The sequence below is a fragment of the Desulfosalsimonas sp. genome (assembly GCF_055149105.1).
In genome coordinates this window covers 48874-68658 of record NZ_JBSRLA010000003.1, presented here as the reverse complement: position 1 = coordinate 68658, position 19785 = coordinate 48874, and the positions used below count along the sequence as shown (strand labels likewise).

Annotated in this window: 24 protein-coding genes; all 24 read right to left on the bottom strand. The window is 55.4% G+C overall.

What is annotated here, in order from left to right; genetic code table 11:
• Positions 1-5: 5 nt before the first annotated feature.
• The 24 genes from flgK to ACTCIA_RS01225 all read right to left on the bottom strand — a co-directional run bounded on the left by flgK (position 6) and on the right by ACTCIA_RS01225 (position 19590).
• Positions 6-1670, bottom strand: coding sequence for a flagellar hook-associated protein FlgK (flgK, locus tag ACTCIA_RS01340; protein WP_463000005.1), 1665 nt, complete (start codon positions 1668-1670; stop codon positions 6-8).
• Positions 1671-1673: 3 nt separating this feature from the next.
• Positions 1674-2039 carry a hypothetical protein gene (locus ACTCIA_RS01335; protein WP_463000004.1) on the bottom strand — a complete coding sequence of 122 codons (366 nt, stop codon included), beginning with the start codon at positions 2037-2039 and terminating at the stop codon, positions 1674-1676.
• The gene (gene flgM / locus ACTCIA_RS01330; RefSeq protein ID WP_463000003.1) at positions 2032-2322 is read right to left on the bottom strand and encodes a flagellar biosynthesis anti-sigma factor FlgM; all 291 of its coding nucleotides are present in this window, start codon (positions 2320-2322) and stop codon (positions 2032-2034) included. Before flgM ends, ACTCIA_RS01335 begins: the two co-directional genes overlap by 8 nt.
• A gap of 153 nt (positions 2323-2475) precedes the next feature.
• Complete coding sequence (locus tag ACTCIA_RS01325; RefSeq protein ID WP_463000002.1) at positions 2476-2793, bottom strand: rod-binding protein; 318 nt, start codon at positions 2791-2793, stop codon at positions 2476-2478.
• A 22-nt stretch (positions 2794-2815) separates the two neighbouring features.
• Positions 2816-3916, bottom strand: coding sequence for a flagellar basal body P-ring protein FlgI (locus tag ACTCIA_RS01320; RefSeq protein WP_463000001.1), 1101 nt, complete (start codon positions 3914-3916; stop codon positions 2816-2818).
• A gap of 16 nt (positions 3917-3932) precedes the next feature.
• A complete protein-coding gene (locus ACTCIA_RS01315; protein ID WP_463000000.1) occupies positions 3933-4649 on the bottom strand; it encodes a flagellar basal body L-ring protein FlgH in 717 nt (238 codons plus the stop codon).
• 1 nt (position 4650) lies between these two features.
• Positions 4651-5595: a flagellar basal body P-ring formation chaperone FlgA gene (flgA, locus tag ACTCIA_RS01310; protein ID WP_462999999.1), complete on the bottom strand. Its 945-nt coding sequence runs from the start codon at positions 5593-5595 to the stop codon at positions 4651-4653.
• Positions 5596-5599: 4 nt separating this feature from the next.
• Complete coding sequence (flgG, locus tag ACTCIA_RS01305) at positions 5600-6388, bottom strand: flagellar basal-body rod protein FlgG (RefSeq protein ID WP_462999998.1); 789 nt, start codon at positions 6386-6388, stop codon at positions 5600-5602.
• 34 nt (positions 6389-6422) lie between these two features.
• Entirely contained in the window at positions 6423-7151 is a 729-nt protein-coding gene (gene flgF / locus ACTCIA_RS01300; RefSeq protein ID WP_462999997.1) for a flagellar basal-body rod protein FlgF, read from the bottom strand.
• Positions 7152-7280: 129 nt separating this feature from the next.
• A complete protein-coding gene (locus ACTCIA_RS01295) occupies positions 7281-7682 on the bottom strand; it encodes a hypothetical protein (protein WP_462999996.1) in 402 nt (133 codons plus the stop codon).
• Positions 7683-7711: 29 nt separating this feature from the next.
• The gene (locus ACTCIA_RS01290) at positions 7712-8428 is read right to left on the bottom strand and encodes a FliA/WhiG family RNA polymerase sigma factor (protein ID WP_462999995.1); all 717 of its coding nucleotides are present in this window, start codon (positions 8426-8428) and stop codon (positions 7712-7714) included.
• A gap of 16 nt (positions 8429-8444) precedes the next feature.
• Positions 8445-9275 (bottom strand): MinD/ParA family protein, encoded by an 831-nt coding sequence (locus ACTCIA_RS01285; protein ID WP_462999994.1) that lies wholly within the window; start codon positions 9273-9275, stop codon positions 8445-8447.
• Positions 9276-9301: 26 nt separating this feature from the next.
• Complete coding sequence (gene flhF, locus ACTCIA_RS01280) at positions 9302-10531, bottom strand: flagellar biosynthesis protein FlhF (RefSeq protein ID WP_462999993.1); 1230 nt, start codon at positions 10529-10531, stop codon at positions 9302-9304.
• Positions 10521-12605, bottom strand: a complete 2085-nt coding sequence (flhA, locus tag ACTCIA_RS01275) for a flagellar biosynthesis protein FlhA (RefSeq protein ID WP_462999992.1) — start codon at positions 12603-12605, stop codon at positions 10521-10523. Before flhA ends, flhF begins: the two co-directional genes overlap by 11 nt.
• Positions 12602-13669, bottom strand: coding sequence for a flagellar biosynthesis protein FlhB (gene flhB, locus ACTCIA_RS01270; protein WP_462999991.1), 1068 nt, complete (start codon positions 13667-13669; stop codon positions 12602-12604). The genes flhA and flhB overlap by 4 nt, the downstream gene beginning before the upstream one ends.
• A gap of 12 nt (positions 13670-13681) precedes the next feature.
• Positions 13682-14458 (bottom strand): flagellar biosynthetic protein FliR, encoded by a 777-nt coding sequence (fliR, locus tag ACTCIA_RS01265; protein WP_462999990.1) that lies wholly within the window; start codon positions 14456-14458, stop codon positions 13682-13684.
• A complete protein-coding gene (fliQ, locus tag ACTCIA_RS01260) occupies positions 14448-14714 on the bottom strand; it encodes a flagellar biosynthesis protein FliQ (protein ID WP_462999989.1) in 267 nt (88 codons plus the stop codon). The genes fliR and fliQ overlap by 11 nt, the downstream gene beginning before the upstream one ends.
• A 179-nt stretch (positions 14715-14893) precedes the next feature.
• Positions 14894-15652, bottom strand: coding sequence for a flagellar type III secretion system pore protein FliP (gene fliP, locus ACTCIA_RS01255; protein WP_462999988.1), 759 nt, complete (start codon positions 15650-15652; stop codon positions 14894-14896).
• Positions 15649-16032 (bottom strand): FliO/MopB family protein, encoded by a 384-nt coding sequence (locus ACTCIA_RS01250; protein ID WP_462999987.1) that lies wholly within the window; start codon positions 16030-16032, stop codon positions 15649-15651. Before ACTCIA_RS01250 ends, fliP begins: the two co-directional genes overlap by 4 nt.
• 5 nt (positions 16033-16037) lie before the next feature.
• Positions 16038-16421: a flagellar motor switch protein FliN gene (gene fliN, locus ACTCIA_RS01245; RefSeq protein ID WP_462999986.1), complete on the bottom strand. Its 384-nt coding sequence runs from the start codon at positions 16419-16421 to the stop codon at positions 16038-16040.
• A 3-nt stretch (positions 16422-16424) separates the two neighbouring features.
• The gene (locus ACTCIA_RS01240) at positions 16425-17438 is read right to left on the bottom strand and encodes a flagellar motor switch protein FliM (protein ID WP_462999985.1); all 1014 of its coding nucleotides are present in this window, start codon (positions 17436-17438) and stop codon (positions 16425-16427) included.
• Positions 17439-17456: 18 nt separating this feature from the next.
• Entirely contained in the window at positions 17457-17951 is a 495-nt protein-coding gene (locus tag ACTCIA_RS01235; RefSeq protein WP_462999984.1) for a flagellar basal body-associated FliL family protein, read from the bottom strand.
• Positions 17952-18030: 79 nt separating this feature from the next.
• On the bottom strand, positions 18031-18789 hold the full coding sequence (locus tag ACTCIA_RS01230) for an OmpA/MotB family protein (RefSeq protein ID WP_462999983.1): 759 nt from the start codon (positions 18787-18789) through the stop codon (positions 18031-18033).
• Between the two features lie 21 nt (positions 18790-18810).
• Positions 18811-19590 (bottom strand): motility protein A, encoded by a 780-nt coding sequence (locus tag ACTCIA_RS01225; protein ID WP_462999982.1) that lies wholly within the window; start codon positions 19588-19590, stop codon positions 18811-18813.
• Positions 19591-19785: the final 195 nt, after the last annotated feature.

Sequence of the window (19785 nt, the reverse complement as noted above, 5' to 3'; positions counted from 1 at the left end):
TGCGATTACCTCTTTAATCCGATAAGCGTGCCCATCATTTCATCTATGGTCTGCACAAACCGCGAGGAGGCTTCAAACCCCCTCTGAAACAAGGTCAGGTTGATCATTTCCTGCTCCAGGGAAACCCCGACCATGGATTCGCGCAGGTTTTCCAGCTGATCCATGGTGTCGGCCGCACCCTCCCGGGCCATGGTGTTTCTCCGGGTTTCAGTTCCCACGGTGGCTGCGATCCGGCCGTATGCGTCCACAAACGTTTGATCACCATTGATAAGCTTTGAGCTGTTTAATTCATGGATGGCCATGGCATTGACATTGTCACCGGGTGCGCCTTCAGGAAACCCGGCCGCAGCCACCTGGTCGGTGGAATCAATGGCCACCGAGATTTGCTCGGAGCCGGCGGCGTCAAAGAAATCCCCGTCGGTATCTTCATCAATAAAATCGGAGATCTGGCTGAAATCGGATTCCACATCCGCGCCCCGGGTTTTCGGGGTCAGGTCCAGATGATGGTCGGTGCCGTCATGCACCACCGAGGCAATCACGCCTGCATCAGAATCGTTGATGGCATCCCGGATGCCGTAAAGGGAATTGTTTTGTGCATCAATGGTGATGGTGCTGCCGTTGATCTCGATGTCTCCGGTATCCAGAGCAAGGGCTACGGGATCCGCAAATCCGGTTTCACTCTGAGCCGATGCCGGCCGGGTGAAAAACGACCGCCCTGTGTTGCCGTCCAGATCATAGCCGGCCTCATGTTGGGCGTTGACATTGGTGACAATGCCATGGCGCAAATCATCGAGATCCTGCTCCAGCTCAGGGATGAACTGATCGCGCAATTCCATCAGCCCGCGAAATTTACCGCCGAAATTGGTTCGGTCGGTTTCCAGGACAACATCACCGGAGCGGATCTGCACCTGCAGATTTCCGCCCTCGTAATAGCCTTCAAACTCCATGGCCCGGTTTCCCTGAACCAAAGGAACCCCTCCGGGCAACTGGAGGCCGACCTGGCCCTGGCCGGTTTCAAAGGTCTGCATCCCAAGGATTTCTGAAAGCTCCTTGATCACCACATCCCTTTCATCCAGATCCCGGTTGGCCACATGGCCCAGCGACTGCTTGTCCTTGATGCTGGCGTTTAGCTCGGCAACTTTCTGAAGTTTCAGATTAATGCCGTTGACTTCGGCATTTAAGCTGTCATTAATATTCCGGCGCACATCCACAAGCCCGGATTCCAGCTGAGAAAAAGAATTAAGGAGATTTTCTCCCTTGTAGATTACCTGGTCGCGCTCCACCGAGCCGCCCGGATTGGCGGAAAGATCATGCCAGGCCCCGAAAAAACCCTCGATTTCAGAGGCCAAAGAATCTTCGCCAATGCCCATGATTCGCTCGATTTCAGCCAAAGGACTGCTTTTGGCCTCCTCATGGCCCAGCATATCGCCCTGTTCCACGAGCTGGCCGGAAACAAACTTGTCATATTCCCGGTTAACGGTTTCCGCATCCACGCCCTGGCCCAGAAGCAGGCCGTTGATGTTAAGGGCCTTGCCGGGCGACACGCTCAGGGTCTGGCGGGAATAACCAGGGGTGTTGACATTGGCGATATTGTTGCCCGTGACTTCCACCTGCTTCTGGTGGGTCAAAACCCCGCTTAAACCGGCGTGCAATGCGATATTTAAACTCATGACCTAAGCCCTCCCGGAAAGCAGCGCCCCACTGTGACGGGCCCGGGCCACGGAACCGTTGCCCTTGTAGGATGCCGGAGATATCTGGTCATTGATAAAACAAACAGACTGACGGACCCATTTCAGGGCTGACCAGAAAAAATACGCATTTCTAAGGTTTTCCGAGTACACGGCATCGGCCATCTGCCGTTCCTGCTCGGTCAATTCTCCCAGGGAGTCAACCACGGGCAGCAATTCCTGCAGCAGTGACTCCTTGCGGGCGGTCAAAGCCATCATTTCATCGACTTGCAATTCGCTTGCGGCCTTGCGCTCCCGGGCGATCAGGTCCTGGAGTTCCCGCAGATATGCCGGCAGATCGGCTCTATTCATGGTTTTGGGTTCCCGCGATATACTGCAGCAAGCTCTCGGCCACCTTGACCGAATCCGGGGAATAGGAGCCGTTTGAAATCTGCTCCTTGACCGAATCAAGCCGTGCCTGCCGCTGTGCGTCCGCAGACATATCGTTGTTGACACCCTGCATTTCACGGAGTTCTTCTGAAAAAACCACCTTGTCGCCTTCCCTGGCTTTGGCCGTCTTTTCGGCAGCATTCACGGACTGCTTCTTGTGTATGGCCTCAAACTGCTTTACCACATGCGCCGGATCTATTTTCATGGCCTTATGTCCCTTGATTGCATCCCTGCCGGCCTGAAACCCGAATCCGGGCGGAATGCACCGGATTTTCATTTTCAGGCCCGTTTCTGATACGTTTTACCTGTTTCTGATATTACTTATCGGCAAGACTGCAAAAAAACTTTAAAATATTTTTCAATCCAATCCTTCCCCCGGGCCCTGCAGCTGCCGGTAAAGTTGATCAGCCAAACCAAAGCCCCCTTTTCGGGCCATGTCCCGGGCCACTTCCATATCCATCATCTCGTCGAAAAGATCAGAGGCCATATCCGTATCCAGAAGCTCTGATTCCGGAATGGTCTTTCGCATCTCCTTGAACATGGATTGAATCAAAATGGACTCAAAGTCCTGGCACAAAGCCCTGAGCGCTTCAGGATCCTTCTGCTTTCCGGTATCATCGCTTCTGTCCACCGGAGCCTGCGGAAGACTGAGCCGGGGATCAAACGCCAGTTTCATGATTGAATATCCTTTAAATGTACTACATCACAACCAGTTCGGCCTGAAGGGCGCCAGCGGCTTTTACAGCCTGGAAAATGGCGATCACATCCCGGGGCGTAACACCGATGGCATTTAGGGCCGCTGCCACATCACCCACATTGACACCGCGCTCCATGACCATGAAGCGGGCCTTCTCTTCTTCCACTTCCAGTTCGGTATCGGGCACCACCACGGTCTGCCCTCCCCGGCTAAATGGGGCGGGCTGGGAAACACCGGGTCTTTCCCGTATGGTCAGCTTGATGTTGCCATGGGCGACCGCCACGGTGGAAAGCCGGACATTTGCGCCCATGACGATGGTGCCGGTTCTTTCATTGACCACGATTCTGGCCTTTGCATCCGGCTGAACATCCAGATTCTCCAGGCGGGAGAGAAACTGCACCGGGCTGGCGGAAAAATCAGCGGGCAGATCCACCGCCATACTCTTGCTGTCCACCGCCCGGGCGATATTTTCGTCAAAACCGGAATTGACCGCTGTCACCATCCTGGAAATCGTGGTAAAATCGGCTTCCTTGAGATGAAACACATACGGGCCGCTGCCCGGCAATGAAAACCCCACTTCCCGCTCCACCAGGGCCCCGTCGGGGATCCGGCCCACCGTGGGATGATTTTTTTCAACAGAGGCGGCCTGCCCGGAAAGGGAGATTCCGCCAACGACAACGGATCCCTGGGCCACGGCATAGACCTCATTATCTGCGCCCATAAGCGGCGTGCGCAAAAGCATTCCCCCGGACAGGCTTTCGGCATCGCCCAAAGACGAAACCACGATGTCGATCTTGGTGCCGGCCCTGGCAAAAGGCGGCAGATTGGCAGTGACCATGACAGCAGCCACGTTTTCCACATCGATTTCACTGCGGTCCAGGGTCATGCCCATGTGCTCCATCATGTTGGCCACGGTCTGCATGGTGATGCCGTTTTTATCGCTGTCTCCGGTATCGTTTAACCCCACCACCAGGCCGTATCCCAAAAGCTGATTGTCGCGCACGCCCTGGAGTTCAGTCAAATCCTTGATCCGGGCGCAGAACCCGGAAGCAGACCAGGCCAGGATCAGACACAGGACTATGGGAATTGTCAGTTTTTTCATATTCCTCTTCCTTTCATCAGAAAGGCCAGGCAATGTCAATGAGCCGGGCCAGCCAGCCCGGACGCTGTTTTTCCGATATAATGCCATCGCCGGTATACTCGATGCGGGCATCGAGGATGTATTTGGAATCAATGGTATTGTAAGCTGTGATGTCATAGGGCCGGACAATCCCTGTCAGCCGGATGATCTGGTCCTCGTTGTTGACCCGCACGGTCTTGGAGCCTTTAATTTTCAGGTTCCCGCCCTCCACTACTTCAATGACCCTTGTGGTCAGGGTGGCCGACAGCCGCTCCTCCCGGGAGGTGCTGCCCGAGCCTTCAAAGGAGTTGTCCGTGCTTGCGGAAATCAGACTCGACGGGTCCAGGTTGCGGTTCTTGTTGGCCAGTGCGGTTTCATAACCAAATAATTTGGGAATACCCACAGAGGCCGAAGATGAACGGCCGGTGGAGGTTTCCGCCTCCTTTGCCGCGCTGGCCTGCTCGGATATGGTGACAGTCACAATATCACCCACTCCGGTGGCGATATTGGCGGCAAACAATGAGCTTCCGTTGTTCTGCCAGAGAGATCCTGTACGGGATGCGGCAGACGGCTTCTTCTGCAAGGCCTTCTCCCGGCTTTGGGTTGCCGGCTTTTCAATGGATGAATCCTGCCCGGAGGGGCCGGGCTGCTGCCGGCCGGCGCATGCCCCCAGTACCAGGGCGGCCATCAACAGGATGAATAGTTTTGATTTCATTTTAAAATTCCACCCGTACCTGTTTTCTTCCGGTCACCTCGCAGATGACTTCTCTTTTGGAACTCATGTTCTGCACCGGGATCACTTCCCCCATTTTGCCGTTTACCGTTGCCATGCCCCGGGCCCGGATGCGCATGGGGCCCTGATCCAGAATCATTGTCACCACCTCACGGCGCTTGACCAGCACTGGCGCATCCAGATCACTTTTCTCCAGCACCTGCCCCATGGGCACAGCGCGCCTGACGCGTTTTCCCACGGCGGATTCCGAATCAAGGCAGGGTCGGCGCAGGTCGGCAATATTTTTTTCCCGCATGGCCAGGTCATTTTCAGTGACCACTGTATTGCGCCCCAGTTTCCGGGCGGCTGTCACCACGGGCAGGTAGGCCCGGATCCGGCCGGCAATACTGAGATTTTCCACCACATTTCCGTCCACCCGAACAATCACTGTAACTTTTCTGGCGTCCAGTATCCGGTTTCCGGCAAACAGAATTTCATATTCCGCCTCACCCTTTGGAAGACTGAGACTGTCCGGGGGGTTGCGCATTTCAAAGGCCACCTTTTTGGCCCCGAGGTGCGAAAGGGCTGACTGCAGGTGCTCGTTGACAAGGGTCTGGATCTTTCCCCCGGAAAGCCTGGCTCCGTCATGGCGAACGCATACCTGTTCCGCCCCTCCCCGCTTTACCTTGTGATCTGCGGAAACGGCCTGCCGCACGTAAGCCATCAGGGTTCGGCTTTTATAACACCGGGTTTCTCCCGGATCCGGGGCGGCAAAAAGCTCAGTCCCCGCCAGGTCACGGGCTTCGGTTTCAGGGCGCAAATCCGCCACATCCCCGATGGTAAGCATATCCGAACGGGCCACCACATCGGCTTTGAACACGACTTCCAGGCCGGAAGCCGGAAAGGGCGCAGCAATGATCAACAACAGGCAAAAAAGGAAAGCACGCATAAGATTACACCACAAGCTGGGTGGTTTGCTGCAGGATTTCATCTGAGGCTTTCACGGCCTTGGAATTGACTTCATAGGCGCGCTGGCCGGAAATCAGGTTGATCATTTCCTGCATGATGCTCACATTGGACCCCTCCAGAAATCCCTGGGCAATGCCGCCGAAACCATCATTGGCCGCCTCCCCGAGTATCGGGTCCCCGGATGCGTCGGATTGCTGAAGCAGATTGTTGCCAAGACTGATGAGCCCGGCCGGGTTGCCGAAACGGGCCAGTTCCATGGTTCCGATTTCGTTGCCGGCGGCCTCGCTGTCAAGAAATGCCGTGACCGTCCCGTCCTGGCCAACAGCGATTTTGGTGGCGTTTTCCGGAATCACGATCTCCGGCAGAACCGGATTTCCGTCGGCTGTCACCAGCCGGCCCTCGCTGTCTTTTTTAAAGCTTCCGTCCCGGGTATAGGCGGTTTCACCGTCGGGCAGCTCCACCTGGAAAAACCCGTTTCCTTCAATGGCCATGTCCAGATCATTGCCGGTTCTCTGCAGATCCCCGACCGTATGCACCTTTTCCACAGAGGCCGTTCGGGTGCCCAGCCCCACCTGAATGCCGGTGGGCACCTGGGTGTCGGCCGTTGCCGCGCTGCCCACGGCTCTGGCGTTTTGATAAAGCAGGTCCTGAAAATTGGCCCGGCTTCTTTTAAACCCGGTGGTATTGACATTGGCCAGGTTATTGGCAACCACATTGATATTGGTCTCCTGGGCTTCCATACCGGTTGCTGCAGAATATAGTGCTGTAATCATGAGGTTATCCTTGTAGTCCGTTGCTTGGTTAACGCTATCCGATCCGCCCGATTTCACGGGCCTTTTCGCCAAGATCGCTATAGAGTTTCATGGTATTGAGATACGCGGTGTAGGCCCGCTGGGTTTCAATGAGCTGCGTGGTCATACGCATGGCGCTGACATTGGACTGCTCAAGGCTGCCCTGGTGGAGCCGGTCACCGTCTGCTGCCGGCTGCTCCTGTGCTTCCCCGTCAAGTGCAAAAAGACCGTCCGGCCGCTGATTCAGGGCCTGGGGATCGGATATCCCGTAGATATCCACCTGCCCGATCTGCACGCCGTCTGCGGTGATCTGCCCCTTCTCGTCAATGTTTACGTCATTGTGCGGCAGGTTCACCGGGCCGTTGCCGCCAACCAGCTGCAATCCCCCGGTGGCGGTTACCAGGTTGCCCTCTCCGTCTAAACGGAAGTTGCCCTGACGGGTATAAAAAAAGCCGTCTTCCCCGGCCACCTTGAAAAATCCGTCCCCCTCAATGGCCAGGTCCAGGCTGCGGCTGGTTTCCACCAGGGGTCCCTGGGAAAAATCAATATACCGGGATGCGGTGCGGCAGTAATTCATGCCCTTGCCCGAGCTGTTCTGAAGCTGATCATTGATCAGGGATTCAAAGGACAGCTGACTGGCCTTGTAGCCAAGATTGCCCATATTGGCCAGGTTGTTGATCGATGTTTCCATTTTCTGCATCCTGGCGATACCACCCGACAGGGCGCTGTAAATTCCTGATCCCATGCATTTTCACCCTTGTTTGGTTGAAAACCGAAAAACCGGCCGTGATTTTAAATCCTTTACAGAATGCTTATCGGCAGCTTGCGGATATGGTTTAGCGGCAGGCCGCCGGAAAAAATATCCCTGACCGGGTTATGCAGTTTTGCCTGTCCGCCTGGCCAGCAAAAGCATCTGATCTGCTTCCGTAAGCGAGACATCCAGAATTTCGGAAAGCTCGGCTGCGCCCAGCCCGGAGCGCGCCAGCCGGGCCACATGCCGGTATTTGGCGGAAACATCAGATGACGGCATTTTATCAGCCTGCTCAAACCGGGCGCTTAGCTGATCTGAAGTCAGGCTCCGGACCCGGGTATTCGTGTTCTCACAAACGGTTCCGCCCCGGTCTTCCATCTCCCGGATCCGGCCGTTGAGCTCATTGATTCGGCTGTTTATGGACAAAATCACCCGGCGGCACCAAATGGCACCGGCCAGGACAACGGCGCAGGCAATGCCCGCCAGGCAAAACAAAAAAATCATCAGAGTCGTTAGGGATTCCATTTGCACAATCCTTGAAAAGCGCTTCCCGGCTATTGGGGCAGCGTTGCCTTGAGCTTGACCAGCGCCTGGCTGTGAAGCTGTGAAATCCGGCCCTCGGACAGCTCCAGAATGCCGGCGATTTCCTTCTGGGTAAATTCCTCGTAGTAAAACAGGGTCACCACCAGACGCTCTTTTTCCGTAAGCCGGTCAATGGCCCCGGCCAGCATACCCACCAGCTCCTTTTTGCCCAGAGAATCCTCCGGGCTCCGGGTGCGGGGATCCTCGAGCTGGTCCATAAACGTATCGCCACCGGAATCGCCGTCTAACACCTCGTGGAGGCTGACAATGCCCAAATGGCCGATTTCGTTTAACATCTTGTGGTACTGGCCCAGTTCCATGTCCATGGCCCCGGCAATTTCTTCTTCCGTGGGCGTCCGGCCAAGGTCCTGCTCCAGCCGCTTGATCTCCCGAAGGACCCGGTTGTGCTTTTCGCGCATGGATCGTGAAAACCAGTCCATCTTCCGGAGCTCATCCCGAATCGCTCCCCGGATGCGCGTTTCCGCATAGGTTTTAAACATCACACCCCGGCCCGGATCAAACCGGGCCGCAGCCTCCATGAGACCGTGCATGGCAGCGCTTCGCAGCTCGTCCTTGGAAACGAATACGGGAATCTGGGGCCGCATCCGGCATACGACAAAATCCACAAAATCCAGGTGGGACCGGATCAGCTCATCTCTTTGATCATATACGTTTGCCTGGTACATCATTTTGTCTTCCTCTTTTCTACCGGGCTTCACTGCAGGCCAGCAGCTGTTTCCAGAAAAACTGCTGCGTGCCCTTGGGTGCCAGGGTTTCAGATTCCAATTCCATTGCGGCCACCAGTTCGGCAAAAGCCAGGCTCGGCCCGGAATCGGGATACAGCTCTGCAAGGGTTTTCTGCCGGCGCACCGACTCTGTAAACCGGGAGTCCAGTGGTATGGCGCCCAAAAAATCAATCGAGATGTCAATAAAACGGCTGCTGACCAGGGTGAGCTTGTGATAGACATCCAGCGCCTCGGTTGCCGAGGTCACGCAATTGACAATCAGCTTGAATGTTTTTTCATAGTACCGGGTGGAAAGAAGCTTCATCAGGGCGTATACATCGGATATGGCCGTGGGCTCCGGGGTGGTGACCATCAGGATCTCCTGGGCGGCCACGTTGAAATAGGTGACGTTTTCAGAAATACCCGCTTCGGTGTCAATGAGCACCACATCAAATTTTCCGTGCAGGGAATCAAGGCCCTCCATCAAAGACAGCTTCTGATCGGCTTCCAGGCGAGTGTAACGCTGCACCCCGGAGCCGGCGGGCAGTATGGTGATCTGATCTGCTGCCGGAACCAGGATTTCTTCGAGCGCCTTCTGGCCGGAAAAGAAATGATTCAGATTAAACCTGGGGCTCACACCGAAATACAAATCAATATTGGCCAATCCCAAATCCGCATCAATAACCAGCACCCGGTATCCCTGCCGGGCCATGCTCACTGCCAGGTTGGCCACGCAGACCGTCTTGCCCACTCCGCCCTTGCCGCTGGTCACAGACATCACCCGTGCAGTTTTCGGGCTTGTTTGGTTCATACGAGACTCCATTTCAAAATCCCGGCTCAGTTGACGCAGTGTTCCGGCCTGATCCGGGTATCCGGGGTATTCCATTGTGCCACCGCCTCTTCAGGGTTAAGGATCATTTCCGCCATGTTGTCCGGCTCGGGAAACAACAGGTCCTCCGGGACCTGCTGACCATTGGTGAAAAAAGAAAGCGGCCGCCCGGCGCAGACAGCTGCATTGAGGATCCGTCCCAGCATCTCGCATTCATCGAGCTTGGTGAGCACCAGGCCGGCCGGATCAAGGAAAGAAAACCGGTCAATGGCCATTTCCAGGTCCTGCCGGCCGGTGGTGGCCGACAACACCAGATGATTTTCCGTTTTCAGGGCCGGATCCAGGTATGCGGCCAGTTCATTGCGGCGCATGTCATCTCTCGGACTTCTGCCGGCCGTGTCCACCAGAATCAGGTCCTTGTCTGCGTGCCTTTGAAAAATATCTGCCAGCTGATCCGGCGAGCGGGCCAGTTCAACGGAAACATCCATGATCTGCCCGTAAATCTTTAATTGTTCGGCTGCGGCAATCCGGTAATTGTCAATTGTGGCAAGGACGATTTTCTTTCCGTAATGAAGCATGGCACAGGCCGCCACCTTGGCAATGGTTGTGGTTTTGCCGACTCCCGTGGGACCCATGAAAACAAGGCGTCGCTGACCGTGCAGACCTGCGGACAAGGGATTTTCAATCCGGATATGATCGCGGATGCCGCGGATGAGAACCTCCCTGGGGTCCGGGTCCTGACCGGCCAAAAATTCGTCTTCCTGTCGACATGCCGACTCTGCAAGCAAATCCAGCACTGAATCGCTGATGCCCAGCCCGGACAGGCCCGGCAGCCTTCCGTCCTGCCCCGGTCCGGCCGGCAAACCCCTTTCCATCCGGCCTTCCCATCCGGCCACCTTTTTGGACAGGTTTTCAAAAGAGCGCTTCATTTGCCTGAATTCCGCCATCAGGCCGGCATCCTCCGGCCGATCCCCGCTGTCAGAATCCGGCGCAGATACGGTTGGTTTCCGGGTTTTTTCCAGAACCTGCTGAAAACCGGTTCCGGCTGTATTCGAAGAAGCCGGGGACAAATCCGCATCCACAGCGGCAGTCACTTCAATGCCGGACCGGTTGCCCCGCCCCTGCTTGCTGTCTGCCAGGCTTCGGGTGGATAAAATCAACGCATCCGGGCCCAGGGCCTTTTTGACCTTTGCGATGGCCGAACGCATATCCGCTGCTTCAAAGACTTTAACCTGCATTGAACCTCACCGTTCCCAGGGATTGAATTTTGACCTGCGGGGCCACCTCGTTATGGGAGATAACCGTCAGGTTGGGAAAATATCTTTCTGTCAATTTTTTGACATGGAGTCGGATCGCCGGCGGACAGAGCAATACCGGGCTGGTGCCGCCGGTGAATTTCTCCATTTGCCCGCCGATGCCTTCCAGAAGGGACCGGGCCTTTTTGGGCTCAAGGGCCAGCACACCTCCCTGGCCGCCTCTTTGGACCGAACCGGCAACGGTTTCTTCCACGTCGTGATCCAAAGTGATAAGCGCGAGGGTATCGTTTTCACCCGCCACTGATGCCGTAATCTGGCGCGCCAGGGCCTGCCGGACGTATTCGGTGAGCTGATCCGGGTCCTGGACAGCAGGTGCCCAGTCGGCCAGGGTCTCGAGAATGGTTCTCAGATCCCGGATGGATACATTTTCCCGCAACAGATTCTGCAGCACTTTCAACACGCCTCCAAGGCTCATAAGATTGGGTATCAGTTCATCGATCAGCTTGGGATAACTCTTGGAAATATTATCAAGCAAGTTCTGTGCCTCTTGTCTGCCGAGCAGCTCATGTGCGTGCCGCTTGACCACTTCACTGATATGGGTGGCCATTACCGTGTTGCAGTCCACCACTGTATAGCCGGCCATCTGGGCCCGTTCCTTTTTGTCTTCGGAAATCCAGACCGCAGGCAGGCCGAAAGCGGGTTCCACTGCGGAAACGCCCTTGATTTTCTCGGTTGCCCCGCCCGAATCCATGGCCAGGAAATGACCCGGGGTCATCTCCGCGGATGCAATGGAAACCCCCTTTAGCAGCAGCCGGTATTCATTGGGCTTTAGCTGCAGGTTGTCCTTGATATGCACCGGCGGCATAATAAAACCCATGGAAAGCGCAAACTGCTTGCGGATCGACCGGATGCGGCCGAGCAGCTCGCCGTCCTGGGAGGCGTCCACAAACCGGATCAGACCGTAGCCCACCTCCAGTTCCAGCAGATCCACGCTCAGCAATTGTTCGTAATCCTCTTCCGGCTCGGTTTCGGGTTTTTCCGGCTGGACTTCGGCTTCGGCCTGATCGGCTTTCTGTTGTTTGCCAACAAAATGGGCCATGGTTAACAAAAGCAGGGAAAGCACCAGAAAAGGCAAAAAAGGCAATCCGGGAATCAGGGCAAAACCGAGTAAAATCCCGCCAACAACCCAGATGGCCCGGACATGCACGCTGAACTGGGTTTTGAGCTGGCTTCCGAAATCGCCTATCCCGCCGCTTCGGGAAACCAGGATACCCGCCCCGGTGGAGATCACCAACGCCGGAATCTGGCTGACCAGGCCGTCTCCGATGGTCAGGGTGGTGTAATTCTGGGCGGCCTCGCCAAGCGGCATGTTTTGCTGAAGCACGCCGATGATAAACCCGGCGCAGACATTGATCATGGTAATCACAATGCCGGCAATGGCATCTCCGCGCACAAACTTGCTGGCCCCGTCCATGGCGCCGAAAAAATCCGCTTCCCGGGTTATGTCCTCGCGCCGGTTACGGGCCTGTTCTTCATTGATGAGACCGGCATTTAAATCCGCGTCAATGGCCATCTGCTTGCCGGGCATGGCATCGAGCGTAAAACGCGCCGATACTTCGGCCACCCGGCCCGCACCCTTGGTGATCACGATGAAATTGATCACCACCAGGATCAGAAACACCACAATGCCCACAACGTAATTGCCGCCCACAACAAATTGCCCGAATGACTGGATGACCTTGCCTGCGGCGAATTCGCCGGTATGGCCCTGAAGCAGGATCAGACGGGTGGAGGCCACATTCAGGGAAAGGCGAAACAGGGTGGTGACCAGCAGCACCGTGGGGAAAATGGAGAATTCCAGGGATCTTTGCACATACAGGGTAATGATGAGAATCATCAGGGCCACGGTGATATTCAAGGCCAGAAACAAGTCCAGAAGCATCGGGGGCATGGGGATGATCATTACCAGCAGAATCATCACCAGCCCCAGGGACACAAACACGTCGCTTCGGACAAAAATCCGGTCCCAGCGCTGCGCCATTATTTCACGAATCATTTCTTTTCCCCGTTTTTCAAGCTGTATACGTAAGCCAGAATTTCAGCCACTGCCTTAAACATGTGTTCCGGAATCCGGTCCCCGATTTCCACTTCATACAAAGACCGTGCCACAGGCGGATTTTCAACAACGGGCACATTGTGTTCAGACGCGATTTCCCGGATGCGCCGGGCCATGTGGTCCGCACCCTTTGCCAGAACCTCGGGAGCATCCATTTCCCGGCGTCTGTAGGAAAGGGCCACCGCGTAATGGGTGGGGTTGGTGATGATCACATCCGCTTTGGGCACATCCTCCATCATCCGCCGCCTGGCCATATCCCGCTGAATGGCGCGGACCTTCTGCTTGAGCTGGGGATCCCCCTCGGTTTCCTTGTTTTCCTCCTTGACCTCCTGCTTGGTCATTTTCATCTTTTTTTCCATCTCAAACCTGGAAAAGATGTAATCCACCAGGCCAATAAGGGCCAGCAGCAGGCAGCACTTGACCAGAATCACAAACACCACATCCGCCATAAAGGAAACAACCCCGGGAAGCGCAACACCGGCAAGGCCCATGAATTCATCAAACCGGCCAATCAGGGTCCAGTATGCCAGCACGCCCACCAGAATAATTTTTCCGAAGGATTTCAAAGCCTCAAAGGCAGATCGCTTGGATATCATCCGACCCAGGCCCTTGATGGGATCGAGCTTGCTCAGATCCGGCTGCAGGGGCTTTGCCGTAAACAACACCCCCACCTGCAGATATCCGGCAAGCACCCCCAGCACCAGGCCCGTGAGCAGCAGGGGCCAGACAATGGCCGCGCACCCGGAAATAATAAAAACCATCATTGGACGCATGGAGCCCACAGATACCGGCAGCTCGCTGCAGGTGCGCCAGAAAAAGGCCAGAAAGGCCTGCAAATCCGACCAGAAAACCGGGGCATAAAAAGACCAGAGCACCAGCAGGCCGGTTAAGAGCATGGCGGTGTTGACCTCGCGGCTCTGGGCCACCTGCCCTTTTTCCCGAAACTCCCGGCGCCGCTTTTCAGTCGGGTCCTCGGTTTTTTCCTGTTGCTGTTCCTCGGCCATTTCAAATCCCCTTTAAATCATTTGCAAAATGCGCATGAGCTTGTCCGGCAGTTGGGCAAACTCCCGCTCCAGGAGCACAAAGGCCAGTTCCGCGCCCAGGCCCAGAAAGATCAGGGCCAGGGAGATATTGATGGGAAAAGACAAGAGAAACACCTGGAGCTGGGAAAAAACCCGGGACATGATGCCCAGAATAAACATGGAGACCATGAGCACCGCCATCACCGGCGCTACCAGCTGCAGGCCCAAAACAAACATCTGGCCGGTCAAATCCATTAAAAACAACACCGCCCCGCCCTCCATGTCCAGGTTTCCCGGGGGCAGCACCTCATAGGAACGGGCCATGACCCGGATCACCAGGTGATGAATATCTAAGGCCAGGAAAAGAAGAATGGCAAAAACGTTCTGGAACTGGGAAAGCAGGGGGATCTGCTGCTGGTGCTGGGGGTCGAGAATATTGGCGGCGGCAAAGCCCATCTGGTAGCCCACAATGGTTCCGCCGAACTGGACGGCAAAAAAAATCAGCTGGATCACAAAACCCAGAAAAAATCCGAGCGCAGCTTCCTGGGCCATAATGAAAATCAAGCCGGCAGGGGTTTTATCAATGGCCGCAAGGGAGATCTCCAGCACAGGAAAAAGCAGCACCGCCAGACCGGCGGCCACCCCGAGCCGAAGGCGCATGGCCGCCTGAGAGGCGGTAAAAATGGGAAGCGATCCCATTATCGCCGCCATGCGGGATAAAATCACCAGAAACACATACCAGGTCTCAATTTCAAAGAGTTCAACTTCCAATGATCATGTTTCCGAAAATTTCATGGGCCAGCCCAAGCACGATATTCAAAATCCAGGGAACGGCAATGACCAGAGCAGCCAGAACCGCCACGATCTTGGGGGCAAAGGTCATGGTCTGCTCGTTGATCTGGGTGGCGGCCTGAAAGATGCTCACCACCAGTCCCACCACAAGCCCGGCGATCATCATGGGAGAGGCCGCCAGCAGCACGGCGATAACCGCCCGCCGGATCAGTTCCACAACCATTTCTTCAGTCATATAATACTCCTGAGGTTCAAGGTTCAAGGTTCAAGGTTCAAGGTTCAAGGTTCAAGGTTCAAGGTTCAAGGTTCAAGGTTCAAGGTTCAAGGTTCAAGGTTCAAGGTCCAAGGTCCAAGGTTCAAGGTCCAAGGTTGAGGGCTGGAAACAACATTGAACATTGAACCTTGAACCTTGAACTAATAAAAGCCTTGCATCAAAGAACCCACAACCAGATTCCACCCGTCAACGAGCACAAACAGCAGCACCTTAAACGGCAGGGAAATGATAATGGGCGGCAGCATGAGCATGCCCATGGTCATCAGCACCGAGGCGGTGATCATGTCGATGACCAGAAAGGGCACAAAAATCATAAACCCGATCTGAAAGGCGCGCTTGAGTTCAGAAAGCATAAACGCCGGAATCAGGGTAATGGTTGAAATATCCTCCCGGGTCTCCGGGACCTGCTCGTTTCCGGAAATCTGTCTCATCAGCGCCAGATCCGCCTCCCGGACCTGGCCGAACATGAACTCGCGCATGGGGATGGCGGCTGTCTCCAGGGCCTGGCGGCCTTCAATCTCTTCCTGGAGATAAGGCTGGAGCGCCTCTTCATTGATCTGGGTAAAAACCGGGGCCATAATGAAAAGCGTCAAAAACATGGCCAGACCGATGATAATCTGGTTGGGCGGCATCTGCTGGGTCCCCATTGCCTGGCGCAGAAAGGAGAGCACAACCACAATGCGGATAAACGAGGTGGTCATCAGCAAAATAGCCGGGGCCATGCTCAGCACGGTGAGCAGCACCATGATCTGAATCACTGTTGAGATCTGTCCCGTGCCCCCGCCGCCGTCCATCTGAAGTGTCAGGGCCGCGGATTCCTGCGCTGCGGCATTGCCTGCGGCACACAGCCACATGGCCGCAATGGCCAGGACGATATAGACCCAATGCGCGCCCTTCATGATTGGACCTCGGTATGGCTGCGCAGGTGTTTTTCAAACTGCGTGGCCGGATTTGCCTCTGCATCAAAATGATGCAGCAGTTCCACCCGGTCGTTGCCCAATCCCAGAAGCAGGCGCTGGCCGTCGACCTCCACCAGGCACAGGGCCTTTCTGCCGCCCATGGGGCGTGATTCCATTACCCGGATGCGCCCGCCCTGACGTTTTTCCAGCAGGCGGAAGCCCTTTCGGCTCAATGCATGGAAAAGCAGCATGATCCCGATGACAATGGCCATGGCCACGGCCAGCTTCAACCCTGAACGAAACAGGTTCAACGGAGCCGTCTCAGCGGCGAAAAGATTTGCGGGCACAATCAATAAAATGAAAAACAACAGTCTGGCCATGGACGCTACCTCAACTTCTCGATGCGCTCAGACGGACTGACCACATCGATTAACCGCAGGCCGAATTTCTCATTGACCACAACAGCCTCCCCCCTTGCAATGAGCCGGGAATTGACATACAGGTCCAGGGGTTCGTCAGCCAGTTTGTCAAGCTCAATGACCCCGCCTTCTTTCATCTGCAGAAAATCCTTGATCAGCATCCGGGCCCGTCCCACTTCCACGGAAACCTGCAGGGGAACATCCAGCAGAAAATCAATCCCCTTGGCCTGGTTGTCCCCGTTTGCCGCATCCCCTGCCGCTGATTCCAACCGCCCCCGGGAGGTCTCTGTCCGGGACGCCTGCGAGTCCTGCGCTGTGCCTTCTGCATCCTGTTTTTTGCTTTCCGCCATGATTTACTCTCCTGCGACTTCCTGTTTGATGAGGCGGACGACCTTTTTGCCGTCCTTTACCCCGGGTTGGGCGCCAAATTTGGGCTGCGCGCCGGCCATAACAGTGACCGGACACTGTTCATCATAATCCAGACCGATAATATCTCCCTTATCCAGGCTTAAAATTTCTCCGATTGTGAGAATCAAATCCCCCCACACGGCTGAAACCGAAATTTCCATTTTCTCGGCCTCCTTTGTCAGAAACCGGCCCCAGGAGGCTTCCTTTCTGTCCTCGGAAAGCTGCAGGCCCTCGTTGCGAAGCCGGTCCTTAAAGGGCTCCAGAGAGAAATAAGGAATCACGAGCTGAATCTTTCCCTCCAGGTCTCCCACCTGTACGGAAAAGCTGACCTGGATGACCTCGGTTTCCGGGGCCAGGATGTTTAACATCTTCCAGTTGGTCTCCGCCCGGGTGATCCGGGTGGCAAGCTGTTCAAGGGGCTCGAACGCCCGGTTAAAAACCCTGCAGCCTTCGGTCATCAGGCCCTTTATAATATTGGCCTCAATGGCACTGACATCCCGGTCAAATGTCATGAACTCGGCACCGCCGGGCATGCCGAACATTACTTCCACCATGCCGAAGCAAAGGGCCTTGTCGTAGATAATCAGCGCGTTGCCCTTAAGCGGTTCCAAAGACATCACCCCCAGCAGCCCGGTCTTTTCCTGGCTGACGAGAAAATCCTCGAAAAACCTGGACAAAATTTCGGCCCTGGAGACGGTCACGCCCTGCTGAAGGCTGTTGGAAAGGGCAATGGAATAATAACGGGCAAAGGAATTAAACACGATGTCCAGGTTGGCGATTCGCCACTTGCTGTAATTCTGGCCCCGAATCAGATCAATGCTGGAAACCCGCTTCTCCCCCCTGGGTGCGGCAGCCGAAGACGCGCCGCCGGCAGGGCCTCCGGAAGCGGGCTCGATTTGCCCGTCATCAAAAGCCAAAAGCAGCTCGTCAATTTCTTCCTGTGTTAAAATCCGTTCCACTGGACGCCTCTTTGTTTGTTATTGAACCACGAAATCAGTAAAATAAAGATTGGTGACCTCACCCTTGCCGGCAAGAGACCGGATCTTGGCCAGCAGATCGGCCTTGAGCTGCATTTTGCCCTGAAGGTCCTTGACATCGTCGTATTTCCTGTTGCCCAAAAGCAGCAGTACGGAATCGGTGATCTGGGGCATGCGCTTTTTAACGGATTCGCTGCTGGCCTGGTCCCGGGTCTCCAGGGTGATGCCCACTTTCAGAAAACGGGTGCTGTCCCGGTGAACGATATTGACCACAAAATCATCCATCTCCACCAGGGGCCCCAGCTCGGTTTTATCCCTGCCGGTATCGGACTGCCGGGCTTCGGCTGAACCTGTTGTGTTCAATGCGCCCAGCAGGTAAAGCCCTGTTCCTGCTGCAGCAAGTAAGATCAACAGAACCGGCACCCCGATAAAAAGCAGCCGCTTGACTGGACTGGCGGTTTTTTCCGGTGCTTGTTTTTCCTTTTCTTTTGCCATGACGGCCACTCCTTGATTCAATGGTTATTGCAATTTTCCAACAATGATAAATTGTAAAACCCGGTATCCGGGAATTTGCTTAAAAGGGCAGCTGATCGCTGGAATCCACCAGAAAAGGCAGCTCCTGCCGGTAATCACCGCGGGTTTCCAGGACGAACTCCACCCGCCGGTTCAAAGCGCGGTTTTCCGGAGTGTCATTGGGCACCAGGGGTTTTTGAGCCCCGTATCCCACCGCAGACAACCGATCCAGGGAAAGCAGTTCATTTTGGGCGATGAATTTCACCACCCCGATTGCCCGCCGGGCGGACAAATCCCAATTGTTCTGATCCAGTGCGCCAAAGGGCTGGCTGTCGGCATGGCCTTCGATGCGGACCTGAAACGGCAGGGGCTTGACCAGCCGGGCCACTTTTCGCAGCACAGGCTCGGCCTGTTTTTTCAGCCGGGTGGAACCCAGATCAAAGAGCACCTTTTCCTTGATTCTAAGCACGATGGCACCGCGATCCTTGACCAGCTCAATGTCTTCATCCAGCTCAAGCTTTTGCAGATCCAGCAGCATTTTCCGGTATACGCTCTGGAGCATTTCCAGGGGAATGGGCTCGATTTCCGGAACAATGACATCGGTCTGGGTTTCATCCGGAGGCGTGTTTTCCATGATGCCGAATGCCCCCTGCAGGGACACCACGGCACGCTGGAACTTGACCTTGTCCATTTCCGCCATGGAAAGCATGAGCACAAAAAAGGTCAGCAGCAAAGTGACCATGTCGCTGTAAGTCACCATCCAGGCCGGAGCCGAGGGTCCGTTGCTCTCCCTGTTTTTTTTCTTTCTTTTGACTGCCATGAAAATGCCCCCGCAGACTGGCTATTTTTTCTTTTTTTTCTGAAACACGCTCTGCCGGTCCTTGGGCTGGAGGTAGGCGTGAAGCTTTTGTTCCATGACCCGGGGGTTTTCCCCGGCCAGAATCGAGTTCATGCCTTCCACGATCAGCTCTTTTTTGAGCAGCTCGTGCTGGGACCGGGTCTTGAGTTTCCCGGACATGGGCAGAAAAACGACATTGGCTGCAACAGAGCCGTAAAAGGTGGTCAGCAGGGCAATGGCCATGGCCGGACCAATGGTGGAGGGGTCATCCATGCTCTGGAGCATCTGCACCAGTCCGATCAGGGTTCCCACCATGCCGATGGCCGGGGCATATGTGCCCAGAGCGGCGAAAATCTCGGCCCCGCTTTCATGACGTTCGCGGATATAGTCGATTTCCCGGACCATCATATGCTCCAGGGCTTCGGGCTCATGGCCGTCAGCAGCCATCTGCAGACCCTTGACCAGAAACGGGTCCTCCACCTGCTTGGCCATGGCCTGAAGCGAAAGAAGCCCTTCCTTTCTGGCTTTGCCGGCAAATTCGGTTAACTGCTCAATGAGCTGCAGGGGCGGCACTTCCTTGTAAAAAAAGGTCTTCTGCGCCACGGAAAAAGCCCGGCGCACCTCGCCAAACGGGTAATGCACCAGAAGGGCGCCGAGGGTGCCGCCGGCAACGATCATGATGGACTGGGGTTCGACAAAAACCATAATTCCGCTGCCGCTCATGATCGCCATGATCATCAGCCCGAAAGCAGCCACAATACCCAGAAGCGTTGAAAAATCCATAAACAAGATCTCCTTTTCGCCTTTTGCTTTGCAAGCTTCATACCAAACCATGATAAACGGACCGGACAGGGAGGAAGCAACGGCAAACAAAAGGGATGTCTTCAGGCTTTCAGTAATTTTACGGAGTTTTTTTTGTTTTTCCGAAAGGCGCCGGCGCCGGGCCATAAAATAAAAAGGGCCGGTCCTGACAGACCG